The 12,704-nt window shown below is 47.7% G+C and carries 12 protein-coding genes; 4 read left to right on the forward strand and 8 right to left on the reverse strand.

Features of this window, described 5'->3' with window-relative positions:
- Nucleotides 1–158: 158 nt before the first annotated feature.
- Nucleotides 159–989, reverse strand: coding sequence for an SH3 domain-containing protein (locus BLS44_RS10335; RefSeq protein WP_090390017.1), 831 nt, complete (start codon nucleotides 987–989; stop codon nucleotides 159–161).
- A gap of 62 nt (nucleotides 990–1,051) precedes the next feature.
- Here BLS44_RS10335 and BLS44_RS26220 point away from each other — a divergent pair, with 62 nt between their 5' ends.
- On the forward strand, nucleotides 1,052–1,258 hold the full coding sequence (locus BLS44_RS26220) for a hypothetical protein (RefSeq protein WP_143019723.1): 207 nt from the start codon (nucleotides 1,052–1,054) through the stop codon (nucleotides 1,256–1,258).
- A 30-nt stretch (nucleotides 1,259–1,288) separates the two neighbouring features.
- On the opposite strand, the gene BLS44_RS10340 is transcribed toward BLS44_RS26220, so the two are convergent.
- Nucleotides 1,289–2,110, reverse strand: a complete 822-nt coding sequence (locus tag BLS44_RS10340) for an enoyl-ACP reductase FabI (RefSeq protein WP_090390018.1) — start codon at nucleotides 2,108–2,110, stop codon at nucleotides 1,289–1,291.
- Nucleotides 2,111–2,150: 40 nt separating this feature from the next.
- Nucleotides 2,151–4,373 carry an HAD-IIB family hydrolase gene (locus BLS44_RS10345; RefSeq protein ID WP_090390019.1) on the reverse strand — a complete coding sequence of 741 codons (2,223 nt, stop codon included), beginning with the start codon at nucleotides 4,371–4,373 and terminating at the stop codon, nucleotides 2,151–2,153.
- Nucleotides 4,374–4,535: 162 nt separating this feature from the next.
- Here BLS44_RS10345 and BLS44_RS10350 point away from each other — a divergent pair, with 162 nt between their 5' ends.
- The gene (locus BLS44_RS10350) at nucleotides 4,536–6,008 is read left to right on the forward strand and encodes a glycoside hydrolase family protein (protein WP_090390020.1); all 1,473 of its coding nucleotides are present in this window, start codon (nucleotides 4,536–4,538) and stop codon (nucleotides 6,006–6,008) included.
- A gap of 84 nt (nucleotides 6,009–6,092) precedes the next feature.
- Here BLS44_RS10350 and BLS44_RS10355 read toward each other — a convergent pair whose 3' ends face one another.
- On the reverse strand, nucleotides 6,093–6,776 hold the full coding sequence (locus BLS44_RS10355; RefSeq protein ID WP_090390021.1) for a DUF1003 domain-containing protein: 684 nt from the start codon (nucleotides 6,774–6,776) through the stop codon (nucleotides 6,093–6,095).
- 275 nt (nucleotides 6,777–7,051) lie between these two features.
- On the opposite strand from BLS44_RS10355, the gene BLS44_RS10360 reads away from it, so the two are divergent.
- Complete coding sequence (locus tag BLS44_RS10360) at nucleotides 7,052–8,086, forward strand: Atu2307/SP_0267 family LLM class monooxygenase (protein ID WP_090390022.1); 1,035 nt, start codon at nucleotides 7,052–7,054, stop codon at nucleotides 8,084–8,086.
- A 473-nt stretch (nucleotides 8,087–8,559) separates the two neighbouring features.
- Here the strand turns inward: BLS44_RS10360 and BLS44_RS10365 are convergent, their stop codons facing one another.
- Nucleotides 8,560–9,567: a GlxA family transcriptional regulator gene (locus BLS44_RS10365; RefSeq protein ID WP_090390286.1), complete on the reverse strand. Its 1,008-nt coding sequence runs from the start codon at nucleotides 9,565–9,567 to the stop codon at nucleotides 8,560–8,562.
- A 118-nt stretch (nucleotides 9,568–9,685) separates the two neighbouring features.
- Here BLS44_RS10365 and BLS44_RS10370 point away from each other — a divergent pair, with 118 nt between their 5' ends.
- Nucleotides 9,686–10,108, forward strand: a complete 423-nt coding sequence (locus BLS44_RS10370) for a VOC family protein (protein ID WP_143019724.1) — start codon at nucleotides 9,686–9,688, stop codon at nucleotides 10,106–10,108.
- On the opposite strand, the gene BLS44_RS10375 is transcribed toward BLS44_RS10370, so the two are convergent.
- The 3 genes from BLS44_RS10375 to BLS44_RS10385 form a co-directional block, all read right to left on the reverse strand.
- Nucleotides 10,095–10,658: a DUF5715 family protein gene (locus tag BLS44_RS10375; RefSeq protein ID WP_245729178.1), complete on the reverse strand. Its 564-nt coding sequence runs from the start codon at nucleotides 10,656–10,658 to the stop codon at nucleotides 10,095–10,097. The genes BLS44_RS10370 and BLS44_RS10375 overlap by 14 nt on opposite strands.
- 35 nt (nucleotides 10,659–10,693) lie before the next feature.
- Nucleotides 10,694–11,422: a sugar transferase gene (locus BLS44_RS10380; protein WP_245729179.1), complete on the reverse strand. Its 729-nt coding sequence runs from the start codon at nucleotides 11,420–11,422 to the stop codon at nucleotides 10,694–10,696.
- Between the two features lie 70 nt (nucleotides 11,423–11,492).
- A complete protein-coding gene (locus tag BLS44_RS10385; protein WP_176954371.1) occupies nucleotides 11,493–12,704 on the reverse strand; it encodes a polysaccharide biosynthesis protein in 1,212 nt (403 codons plus the stop codon).

Raw genomic sequence — 12,704 nt, forward strand, 5'->3', positions numbered from 1 at the left:
GTTATTGTTGCGATTTTTGTGGTTGATATTAAACGCAAGGTACGCCAGGTTCCTGCAAAGGACGCCAAGTGGTTTGTCCGCCATCGAATCCCATTGCGAACCTTGCGGTGGTCATTGCGCGCTTTGCGGTTGAAACTAAACTACCGAAGCAAATATCGTTATAGGGTTGGTACCAGCTTTTCACCCGTCCAGCGGTATTTCTCTGCCTTGTTAGTGCCGTATTTAACATTATTGCTGTCCCAGCTGGCAACCTTTTGTCCTTCTTCAAAAAGGATGCTTCCCTCTTCATGCTTTTCAATGATAAGGTCTTTAATACCTTGCATGTCGCTCGGGTAAATAAAATAGGTGCGGTCAAAATATTCCCCATCCGGGGTATCGAACTGGCGTCTTACAAAATGAAGTTGCTGGTCTGCCCAGAAAAAAGTAAGGGTACCCCCGGCTTCACCGCAGGCTTCGGAGCCGCCCTGTACTTCAATAATATCATCTACATTTTTCAGTCCTTTGTTGGACAGGTTCCTGCAGCTGTATAACCGGGGCGACCGGTTGCCGAGGCCGGTAAAAGATATCCGTTGTAGTTCTTTTGCATTTTTTACAACCCGTATCTGCAGCACGATATTGCTGTCTGTAACCCGCTCTACACCATAATGAAAACTGATATCCGGATTTTTATGACTTCTGAAGGAGGCCATTGCCAGTTTACCACCCCAGATAAAACCACTTTTGCCATTGCTGCAGGCAACCTTATACCAGGGGAAGATGACGCCGTTCAATTGAAGGGCCACGGGGCTGATCCCGGTAATTATCATCGGGGTTCCTACGGAGATAAGGCCGATGCTCTCAGCAGCCAGCGAGGGCGCCGTCCGGATATTGACACTATCTGCCAAGGCATATACCTCCTGTTGTTTTTCAAACAGGCCCAGTGTATCGGATTGAGCATGCATTACCAGTGCGGTTAGCCACAGGCAGCAGGTGAAAAGTATTCTTTTCATAATAGGTGTAAAAAACGTGGGAGCGTGTATGAAACCGGGAATGTTCCGGCTAAAACAAAACAATGAAAGAGACCCCGTTTGTGGTTCCTGAACGAGATCTCTTTCCCTTTTTTGAAATATTTAGAGCCTGTTTGAATTTTATTGATGGAATTTATTATGAAGCTATTTTGGAGCGAAACAAGGAAAATTTTGCAGGCATAGTAGGCCACTATGGCGAAAAATTTAACGCAGTTGCAGCCCAAAACAGCCATAATAAAGCCATTGAATGAATTTTAAACAGGCTCTTTATGTTGGCTATATTAAATTTCCACCGTCATCGATTCCAGAACGGCTTCTGTAACGCCCGTAAAGCTGAATCCTCCGTCATGAAAGAGGTTTTGCATGGTCACATACCGGGTCAGGTCGCTGAACAGAACGGAAATGTAATTGGCGCAGGCTTCTGCAGGGGCATTGCCCAGCGGGCTCATTTTTTCTGCATAGCTGATAAAATTATCAAACCCTTTTACACCACTGCCGGCAGTTGTTTTTGTGGGCGACTGGGAGATTGTGTTGATACGTACTTTTTTCTTTACCCCGTAATAGTAACCAAAGGTCCGGGTAATGCTTTCCAGCAGCGCTTTTGCATCTGCCATCTCGCTGTAATCAGGAAATACGCGCTGTGCGGCAATATAAGTGAGGGCAATTACGCTTCCGTATTCATTGAGCGCGTCCAGGTCCCAGGCGGTCTTTAAAATACGATGCAGGCTCATAGAGGAAATATCAAAGGTCTTATGATTCCAGTCGTAGTTCAGATCGGTGTATTCTTTTCCTTTACGCACATTCAGCCCCATACCTACAGAGTGAAGGATAAAGTCGATCTTGCCTCCAAAATGTTCCATTGATTTTTCAAACAGGGCCTTCAGGTCATCCATATTGGTAACATCAGCACCTATTACGGGGGCATTGCCGCATGCTTCTGCCAGTTTATTGATCTCCCCCATACGCAACGCCACAGGGGCATTGGTCAATACCAGTTCTGCACCCTCATTGTAACATTGCTGGGCAGTTTTCCACGCAATGGATTTTTCATCCAATGCTCCAAAAATGATTCCCTTTTTGCCTTTTAAAAGATTATATGCCATACAGTTGAATTATGAGCGGTAAAAATAAGAATATAATTCCTCATTTCGGACTTTTCTCCTGATGACCGCCTGCATCCGGTTTCCCGGTCTTTGAAGGATGGTGATTTAAATAGTGATGAATGCCTTCCATAACCCCAACGGCCTGCTTTTGCTTTGCGAAATATATATGGCGGCTTTTTTTCAGCAGCTCCAGCTCCGGGCTGTGATTGGCTACTACAATGCCCCGGGTGCGGCCGCGCAGCATGTCGATATCATTCCCTCCATTTCCGGCTGTTATGAAATGATCAAGTGGCAATTGCCATTTATAGCTCAGGTAGCGGACGGCATTTCCTTTTCCGGCCCGCACCGGCAAGATATCCAGGAACCGGTTATCGGTCAGCAGGATCTTTGCCCTGAGCCGGCGGTCATCCAGGAATTTATAGAGATTGGCCAGGTCGCCCTCATTAAAGCGCTCGGTAACATAGTAGCTGAGCTTGTATTCCCACTGGGCATCGGCTTCCTGCAGGTGCAGGCCCGGATAGTTCTCCAGCGCAGCCACCAGTTCCTTCCGTTTCCATTGATGATTGATATGACTTTCCCAGCCAGGGTCGGGCAGAAAATTCCGGGTATAGTAGATCTCTGTTCCGGCCGAGCAGATCAGGATATCCGGTTCCGGGAACCGGAACTGCTGAAGCGCAGCGGCGGTGAGCGCTTTATTCCTGCCGGAGGCAATGCCAAAAATAACCCTGTTCTTATTTTCCTCAACCCATTGTTTTATTGCATCAAGGCCGGATGCATCGTTGCCTTCTATGAGTGTGCCGTCAAGGTCTGAAATGAAAAAGAACTCAGCCTTCATCAGTTTTTTACCCAGCGGAAGCTCCTGTGTTTCTTTCAGCTGTATTTTGGGTTTATATATTTCGTCAATGGCTTTGATATATACGTTAACGTGTGATTCCCAGGAATAGTCTTCCTGCCCTGCCCGGATACCGTTGGCAGAATATTTTTCCCAGAGTGCGGTATCGGCAATGATCTTTTTTAAGGCGTCTGCAATTTCTTTGGTATCCTGTACATCCACCAGCATGCCGTTACGGGCATTGCCGATGATCTCCTTCGGGCCTCCCGTGGGCGAAGCTACAATAGGCAAACCGCAGGCGGCCGCTTCAACAATCGTAAGTCCAAAGTTCTCACCTGGTGTGGCGTTTACAAAAACGCCTTTTCGTTGTGCCGCCAGTCGATAGATCTCCGGGACCTCCAGCGAGGGGTCATTTTTTTTGGGAAGTGCCATTTTACCGTAGAGATCATATTTGTCCATCAGCAGCAGCAGCCCGGTAAGGATCTCCTGTTCATCCTGCGGCATTTGGGTAATATCTTTTCGCACACCTGCAAAGATGGCCAGGTTTGCCATGCTCTGCAGCTCTTTATCCTGTCCGAAACAGTCGATGATCGTTTCAAAATTTTTGCGTTTATCTGCACGGCCTATAGAAAGGATAAGGGGCTTGCCGGGAGCAAATAGAAAACGTTCAATTTCTGAGCTCACCCGGTACATGGCCTGTTCCTGTTCCAGCGGAATATTGAAGGAGGGCATCCCCACCCGGTAGAAGGGGTAGAAGACCTCGTTATTGATGCCTGGCGGAATGATGCGGAACCGGGCCTTGTCCTTGTTATGATACCAGCGGTATTGTGTTTCGATCTCATGCTGGGTGCTTACGATGATCAGGTTGGCCAGCCGCAGGGTTTCTTCTTCTTCATTCACCCTCCGGATCATGTTGAATTTCTGGTTGATGGTGTCTTCTGAAAGACCGTCCTTTAAAAGAATATTTTTTTTATTGAGGCCAAGCGAGTGCCCCGTTGCAATAAAGGGGATCTCAAAGATCTTGCTGATCTCGCCGGCTATATAGTTGCCGTCCGCATAATGCCCGTGCACAATATCCGGGTAATCGTCCTGCTTTTCAATAAAGCGGATAACCTTATCCACAAATTCATCAAGGTTATCCCATAAACTTTCTTTAGGTTTGTATAACTGACCGCCGCAAGGGATCCGTACAATACGGGCTTTGGAAGACAACGTTTCTATTTCGTGATTGTAGGTCTCCGAAACCCGTTTGTCTGCAATCCGCCTTGTGAACAGATCGATCTTCCGGACCTGCGGATGATGAGACAGGGCCTCCAGTAATTCCAGCACATATTTTACCTGTCCGCCCGTGTCTTTATCTCTCCCGGTTTCAGGTTTGTGGTGCCGGATCAATCCATGCGGACTAAAAAGTTGTATATAGTATTCCTGCATTGCATATCATTTTAGAGGTGAGGCAGCAGGTACCATCTTCCTGAAGGCGGAGATCGCCGGATATAGCTTCTGGAAGAAATCGGTACTTACGTAATAGTGCCCGGCCGCTGCGGTGCGGCAATCAGATTTTAAAACGGTTGAAATATAACTAATTTTTTAAAAATGGAGCGGTTAACCGATAATTTATATTCAGGCTCGGGATTCAGCGAATGGGAAATAGGAGATGTTACAATGATCCTGCACAGGGATGTATACCATCTTTTTCACCTGATCATTCCCAATCATGACTATATCGCTCATGCGGTTTCAAAAGATGGTATTACCTGGCGGAGGGTAAAGAACGCCCTGTTTGTAGGCGATCCGGGCGATTGGGATGATGATATGCTCTGGACCATGCAGATATATGAGTCCGGCAACCGGTTCGAGATGTATTATACCGGGTTACAGCGTAAGGACCGCGGTGTGGTATCAAAGATCGGGTTGGCAGTGTCTGATAACCTGTTCGACTGGGAGAAAGTGAATGATGAAGTGTTCCCCTTTGGTCCACGGGCCCCTCACTATGAAACCTATGAAAACAATCCCCGGCTCTGGATGAGCTTCCGGGATCCTTTCCGGTACGATTATGAGGGAAAAACATTCTTTTTGGTTTGTACAAGGGCTGCTGTGGGGCCGGTCTCGCGGAGGGGGTGTGTAGGCCTGGTGCAACTGATGGATAAGGAGCTGATCTTTCACCCTCCGCTGCATTTCCCAAGGATGTATGATGATGTGGAATGCCCCTGTGTATTTGAACTCAACGGAACGCACTACCTGTTAGGTTCGATACGGGAAGATATAAAAGTGCGGTACTGGTTCGCCCCGGATTTTATGGGCGAGTACCATTGCTTTCATAATAATGTGCTGCTGCCGCAGGGTAACTATGCGGCCCGGATCCAGCAGGATGGCGACTACCTGCTGGTCTATAACTTTTTTTATGCGAACGGAAATGTCAATGCCCTGCGTATCTTTCCGCCGCCCAAGCAGCTGGAAACAGATAACAGGGGAAGGCTGGTACTAAAGAGCTATTACCGGTGGGACCAGATGGTGATCCATACCCTCACCCAGAATGAAATGGGGGCGATCATTACACTGTTCAAAAACCCTACGGCGTCTTTCGAACAGGATCAGGACAAGTGGATCTGCGGATCCCGCAGCGGGTATGAAGTTTTTGTGATACAGAAATCGGCGCCCAGCTTCATCTGGGAAGGCATACTTGCTGTGGAGGGCATGGGCAAACTGGGGCTGGTAACGGATATCGACGAGGAGGGGTCCGGGTATTATTATAGTTTTGATGTGATCAATAGTGTGGTGCATCTTCAGAGCTGGGGTTTCAACGCGGTCAATACCCGGTCAAATTTTGTGTACAACGTGCTCCAGGATAATATTTTCCATTTAAAGGAAGAAAAGGAATTCCATTTCCGGCTGATCCGTTACGGAAATTATATAGAGCTGGCTATTGACGGGATCGTAAAACTCTCGCTGATCGATTATACCTATTTCGGGAACGGCATTGGCTTGTATTCTGCTTCTTCAACGATCTCGCTCAGAAGCGCAACATTAAAAAACCTGCCGGTGCCGGAGAGTGAGTACGGAGAGTGATTTCCGATAAGCCTGATTAGGGTGCTAAAATTCCGTTAATGTAGAATACGGATCTTATGGTCAGATTTCCACGTTAATCAGGTCCTAATGATCCGCGCGGGGCTGTTTCTTTTCCATATCTGTTAACCGGCTCATATATTCTTCCTGGTTGGATAATAGCTGATCCAGCTTTTCATGAAGAATGCGCACTTCCAGCTCCGATTTAAGGTTAACCATATAATCCATTTTCGACCGGCCCCGGTCCTTTTCCTCCTGCCGGTTCTGGCTCATCATGATGATCGGTGCCTGGAGGGCTGCCAGGCAGGAAAGGATAAGATTGAGCAGGATAAAGGGGTAGGGGTCGAACCCTTTGTTATGCAGCCAGTAAATATTAACAAGGATCCATACCAGAAGAAAAATGATAAATGAGATGATAAATGTCCAGCTGCCGCCGAACCCGGATACCCGGTCGGCCAGGCGCTGACCAACAGTGAGTTTATCGCTGTCGTCCTCATCGATCATATCCGATATGATCGTTTGATTGGTCATGGAAGAGATCACACTATCTTCCAGTTCCGAAAGCTGATGAATATCCCGCAGGAGGTATTTGGAAATATAACGCAGCTTATATTCGTTTAACTCATTGTAAGAAATATTGTCCGAGCGTTTGAGGTCCGGGCGTTCCAGTTTTATATATTCAAACAACGCGGGGCGCAGCTGCCTGCACGGAATGGGTGCATTTTCCTTGGTGTGGCTGTTGGGCGAACCGGTGAATACGGAATCATTCATGCCTGTACTTTTTATAAAGCTAAGCTTTTGGAGGCGGATTTTAAAGCATTATCCGCTGTCGGTAATCAGTTGCCAGCCCTGGGCGGTGCATGTCATGTCTCCGGCTGTAATAGTCTTCCGGCACGCCCGGACCAGCCAAGCGGCCAGCTCTTGATCCATTCCTGTTCTACCCCGGCCATTGGCTATTGTCACAAAGTTCATGATCGGAAGGATGTTAATCTAGGTTAAGCCCGGCTCCGCGGGAGACCGTTAAATTTGTAGTCAAAATAAAAAATATGGAACTTGGTATCAGTATGTTTGGAGACCTTCATTTTGATGCGGCAACCAATAGCGTGCAGGCTCCCGGTGAACGGTTAAAAGAAATTATCGAGGAAATAAAATTAATGGACGAGGTGGGGCTGGATTATTTTGGTATTGGAGAGCATCACCGGCCGGATTACGCCGTGCCTACCCCCGAAATTGTGCTGGCGGCGGCTTCAACGGTAACCAGGAATATAAAGTTAGGAAGTGCTGTGTCGGTTGTCAGCTCCTCCGATCCGGTAAAATTGTACCAGAACTTTGCGATGGTCGATTTGCTTTCCGGGGGGCGGGCTGAGCTGATGGCAGGCCGGGGAAGTTTTATTGAATCTTTTCCGCTATTTGGCTATGATCTTCGTGATTATGATTCTTTGTTTGAGGAAAAGCTGGACCTGTTATTAAAGATCAATAAAGAGCCGGTGATCACCTGGAAGGGGAAGCATCGCGCGCCGCTGCAGGAGCAAATGGTATTGCCAAGGGCTACGGATAATCATTTGCCGGTTTGGATAGCTGTGGGAGGTACTCCTTCGTCTGTGGAGCGCGCCGGACGGCTGGGATTGCCGCTGATGATCGCCATTATCGGGGGATCTCCGGCACAGTTTCAGCCCTTTTTTGAGCTGTATAAAGAAACTTATCAGCAATACGGGCATCCGATGGACCAATACCAGGTAGGTATTCACGTGCATGGCTTTTATGGAGAAGACAGCGCCGCACTCAGTGAAATGTATTACCCGCTGTATGCTGCGCAGATGGACCGTGTTGGGCGAAGCAGGGGATGGCCTCCTTACCGGAGGAACCAGTTCGATTTTGGTAAAACAAAGAACGGAGCGCTGGTGATCGGAGATGCCAGTGAGGCGATCGATAAGATCTTATATCTGCAGGAATTGTTTGGGCTGACCCGCTTTGCCACGCATATGGATACAGGCGCACCGTTGCACAGGGATATTATGAAATCGATCGAGATCTATGGAACCAAAATAGCCCCCAAAGTGCGTGCCGCATTGAAGAAATAGTATCTTTAGGGGGATCTTGATCGGGTTTTGACATGTGAATTATTATTTTGTATCCTGTTTCCCCAATTACAATCGGGAGTGTTCCGGCGTCTGCCAGCCTGGCCCTGAAACAACCCTGAACATTTGCATAGGAGTTAAGTTAATTGTAAGACCTTAAAGGTCGAAGCTGCAGCGCAGCGCACCGGCAATATAAACCGCCTTCCAAAAGATTCCCGCCGCGCTGCGGCTGACAGCAAGTCCCCTGGGCGTTCCTGTTACAATGATTTGCGGCGCCCTGCGCCTTTTGCTATCAAAAAATAGGATCTTTTTGGTACCGAAGGCGCATTCGTGCTACATTACAAGGCAATAGACCTCTCTTTAACTTGACGCATATGCGAACATTCGGGGGAGGATGACAACACAGGCGATTTTTTGTTTACGTTGTGCTGAACTTATTCCAGGATCTATTGATCGATGAACTTTTGATACGTGTCTTATGAGAACGCATAGTTTGCCGCCGGCATTTCCAGATTGGCCTTATAGTACTTATTGCGGTATTCGATGGGCGTAAGGCCGGTTACCTTTTTAAATACATCCCTGAAGGCCTTGGTATCCGTATAGCCTACATCGTACATGACCTCGTTTATATTCAATCGTTTGGATTCAAATTTCCGTTTAGCGGCCTCAATGCGTACGCGCTGGATGTATTCCAGCACAGTGTTATTCGTAGCCTGTTTAAACCGGCGCTCAAAGCTCCTCCTGCTTACAGCAATAAGGCCGGCCAGCTGATCAATACTGATGCGTTCGCCAATATTCTTTTCGATGAATTCCTGTGTTTTTATTATGCCTTCATCGTTGTGGCCCTTTTGACCCTTAAAAATAGAAAAGGCATTCTGGCTGTTCCGGTCGATGTCGATGGCAAAATATTTGGCAAGGAGGATGGCCGTTTCGCGGTTGGTATATTTTTCCACGAGGTAGAGCAGGAGGTTCCAGATAGAATTGGCTCCGCCGCTGGAATAGACCCCGGCCTCATCCGTGATCACAGTGCCGTCAGTTATTTCCACCTGTGGATATAGTTGCGTGAATTCATGGTAGTAGGCCCAGTGGGTAGAGCATTTTTTATGATCGAGGATGCCGGTGGCCGCCAGTAAAAATGCACCCAAACATAAAGAAGCCACTTCTGTGCCGCGGGCATGTATCGATGCGATAAGTGACAACGCGGGCTCGTTTGCTGCCACGGCCCTGCTCATGTCTGCATCAATAAGCGCCGGAATGATGAGCAGGTCGGCGGCTGTAACTTCCTTCAGCAGGCGGTCTGTAGTTACGGTGTATAATCCGTTAGACAGCGGAATTGATTTCTTCAGGCCAACCAGTTCCACTCCGAATTTTGCAGGGTAGCCGTTGGCGGTCAGAAAATCGTTAGCGGTCTGGAAGATTCTTGCTGCCGGTGTAATGGCTTCAATAACCCCGTTGATCGGGACGTAGATACAGATCCGTTTCATTTTGAAAATTTCCGTAAAGATAAACAATGTAGCTGTCGCTAACAACCCTCTCAATGGCGTATATGCCACCATTCTATGCGCGGGTATTTGGCCAATTTTGTAATTGAAAAAATCGTCAGTGATCCGTATAAAATCATATTTAACATTTAACGGGAATTGCCTTGAGGCAATGCTCTTTTATAAAAACTGCCTGGGGGGAGAACTGCAGTTCCAGACGCTGGGCGAATCCCTGGGGGCCGGGCGATTGCCAAAGGCGATGGAGCAGTATATCTTACAGGCTTCACTGCGGTCGCCCTATGCAGAGATCATAGCTACGGATATGGTACCCGATGAGGGATTGTGCCAGGGAAACAATATTTCGCTGATGCTGGAATGTAGGAGTCTGAATGAATTAATGGCGGTATATCAGCGGCTGGGCAAGGGAGGCAACGCCACACAACGCGTCATTCCTACGCAGTCAGGAAGTTATTATGCATCGTTGACCGACCGGTTCGGGATCCGGTGGATGCTGAATTTTATGCCGGAGTTTAACGAACCGTAATATGGAAGCAACTGACATAGTATTCTTTGATGAACAGGATCTTGCCACGTGCCTGGTAATTAGCAAGCACCGCATGCAGGGCTCGTTCCAGTCTTTTATTCGGACCTTTACGCCCGTTAAAACGGATATAGGAAATGTCAAAAGAGCTGCCATAGTTATGGGAGCTGACTCCAGAAGTAGCGTTCCCGTTTACCTGGCGTAGCCGGCTTTGTGCATGTAGGGTCCTTGTAAGGGATGTAACGGTAAAGGTGCTTTTTGTTTGCGCATAAAAGGAGCGGGCGATCTGGTTGAGTACGGCTTTTGCCCTTGGAGTCAGGTAAGGGGCGCTATAGTTGAGCTTTTGTAACCGGTATCCTTTTCCGGAGCTTACCCGCGTTAATTTTTTTTTGCTTACATAGTTTTTGACCTGTGCGCTGCTTTTCAGCAATGGCACACCATGCTGACGTGCCACGTTCAGGTGCGCTTTGTAGCGTGCACTCTGGGCAAAAAGCGGGCCCTGCAGCATCAGCCCCCAACATAATATGATCGTGTAAAATACGCCGGGTTTCATAATCGAGGTATATAAAACCGCGGCAAAGATAGGGCTTAAGAGTGTACGCTCCTTTTTTTAGGATCTGCTGCATTAAGCACGGGCCTTGTTTGTGCAATATCTGCAAAAGTCCGTTGGGGCAAATTTTTGAAAACTTTGTGCGGGAGTTTTGTGCTCGGATTAATGATCGACCATGCAGTGAGGAAAATGATCCAGAAATCAACCCGCAGGCTCTTATGACGGTTATACCACATCTCCAGTTCCCCTTTATAGGGGGCGATCACCCGTTCATAATATTCCACACGGTCCATCTTGGTATTGGTGAGCAGCTGTTCTTCATCCCGGAAAATGATCGATCCGATACCGGTGATGCCCGGTACAGAATCATATACGCGGCTCCGGACGGCTTCAGGATATGCGTTGAATGTTTTATCAACCAGCGGGCGGGGACCAACGAGGCTCATATCACCTTTGATCACATTAATGATCTGGGGCAGCTCATTGATTTTTGTCATTCGTAAAAAGCCTCCGATGGGGAGCAGGCGGGGATCGTTCCTGACGGTGATCAGTCCCGTACCCATATTGGGGCTATTCTTCAGCATTGTAGCGAACTTAAGAATATAAAAATACCTGTTCTTAAAACCGATCCTTTTTTGCCGGTAAAAAACATAGTGCTCTCCTGTTAAGAGAAGAATGAGCACGATCGGGATCATAAAAGGAAGAATAACCAGGAATAGGGTCAGCGAGACAATTAGGTCAAAAAAACGTTTAAAAAAGGAATACATTGTTCGGTGATTAAGTAGGGACAAAGGATTGAGACCGGTGATGTCCGTAATAAAGGACGGGCATCACCGGCTACATTTTCTGATCGAGGTTGATGCCTGTTTCGATATGCTCAAAGCCAGGGATCATCGAGTTCAATGCAGAAACAATATCTTTTTTTTCTGCCTTTGTATCTTCAAAAACCTGCTTTAAGGTCTCGATGATCTTATCGAGATCGGCAATTCTTCTTCTTTTGGCATTTTTTACAATACCAAGCGATTGAAAAGTGGCAGTGTCCAGCTCCTCTTCATCGGTATAGAATTCTTCATATAGCTTTTCCCCGCTTGTGCTGCTTGGGAAAAAATAAACCGGGTAGTAGCCGTCCCTGATCATGTCGATTGCATTTTTTGCGGCTTCTTCAGATGTACAGCGCTTTATTTTAAAGCCCATTTCAGCCAGGAAGGAAGGCACCACGTCGGCAAAGTTGACCATACTGGAGGTGTCCAGTTTAGGAAAGAAGATCTCACCCGACTGCCCCAGGATGCAGGCGCACAGGCAGATCTGCCCCGACTCATCCGGAGAAACAAAGAAACGTTTTACATCTGAGGGACAGGATAGCGGCTGTTGTTTGAGAATTCTTTCGATAAATCCTGCCAGCAGGCTCCCATTTGAAAAGGCCACATTGGCAAACCGTGCGGTAGTGATCTTCATTTTCCCGGAGTAAGCCAGGATCACTTCTTCCATCAGCTTTTTGCTGGCACCCATTACGTTTACGGGGTTGGCAGCTTTATCGGTCGATACGCAAAAGAAATGTTTGGGAGGATATTGAGTCAGCAGATCCAGGAGGTCCTTTGCCCGTGTTACATTGTTTTCAACCATTGCTTCTATAGAGAAGATGTCTTTTTCGGAGCGGACATGCTTGTGCGCTGCAAAATTGGCAACGATATCAAAAGGTCCTTCATGTTCAAAAATTTTCCTGAATGCCTTGTCGCTAAAGTTTACCGGGTAGGTTTTGAAATCGTCCGGCAGTTGGAGCTCGGGCCGGCTCCGGCAGTCCCGGACGAGCTCGGTAAGTCCGTTTTCATTGATGTCGACCACTATTAATTTGCCGGGCAGGTACTGCACCAGGGCCCGGATGAATGAAGAACCGATCGTGCCGGCGCCGCCGATGACCAGGACGTTTTTGTCCTTTATTTCCGTATGCAATTTTGCGGCATGGTCTTCCATGTCGGGGAGAAACAGGCTTTGAGGGCGGCGGGTGATGTGTTCTCTGATAAATTGCTCAATATTGAAGTGTAGGGGCAT

The sequence above is a fragment of the Niabella drilacis genome, assembly GCF_900101395.1.
Lineage (GTDB): Bacteria > Bacteroidota > Bacteroidia > Chitinophagales > Chitinophagaceae > Niabella > Niabella drilacis.

What these genes read in the sequence shown, in the direction of transcription:
- BLS44_RS10365 (WP_090390286.1), bottom strand. Translation starts at nt 9,567, where the DNA reads ATGAAACGGATCTGTATCTACGTCCCGATCAACGGGGTTATTGAAGCC.
- BLS44_RS10385 (WP_176954371.1), bottom strand. Translation starts at nt 12,704, where the DNA reads ATGCCCCTACACTTCAATATTGAGCAATTTATCAGAGAACACATCACC.
- BLS44_RS10340 (WP_090390018.1), bottom strand. Translation starts at nt 2,110, where the DNA reads ATGGCATATAATCTTTTAAAAGGCAAAAAGGGAATCATTTTTGGAGCA.
- BLS44_RS10350 (WP_090390020.1), top strand. Translation starts at nt 4,536, where the DNA reads ATGGAGCGGTTAACCGATAATTTATATTCAGGCTCGGGATTCAGCGAA.
- BLS44_RS10380 (WP_245729179.1), bottom strand. Translation starts at nt 11,422, where the DNA reads ATGTATTCCTTTTTTAAACGTTTTTTTGACCTAATTGTCTCGCTGACC.
- BLS44_RS10345 (WP_090390019.1), bottom strand. Translation starts at nt 4,373, where the DNA reads ATGCAGGAATACTATATACAACTTTTTAGTCCGCATGGATTGATCCGG.
- BLS44_RS26220 (WP_143019723.1), top strand. Translation starts at nt 1,052, where the DNA reads ATGAAAGAGACCCCGTTTGTGGTTCCTGAACGAGATCTCTTTCCCTTT.
- BLS44_RS10375 (WP_245729178.1), bottom strand. Translation starts at nt 10,658, where the DNA reads ATGAAACCCGGCGTATTTTACACGATCATATTATGTTGGGGGCTGATG.
- BLS44_RS10335 (WP_090390017.1), bottom strand. Translation starts at nt 989, where the DNA reads ATGAAAAGAATACTTTTCACCTGCTGCCTGTGGCTAACCGCACTGGTA.
- BLS44_RS10355 (WP_090390021.1), bottom strand. Translation starts at nt 6,776, where the DNA reads ATGAATGATTCCGTATTCACCGGTTCGCCCAACAGCCACACCAAGGAA.
- BLS44_RS10360 (WP_090390022.1), top strand. Translation starts at nt 7,052, where the DNA reads ATGGAACTTGGTATCAGTATGTTTGGAGACCTTCATTTTGATGCGGCA.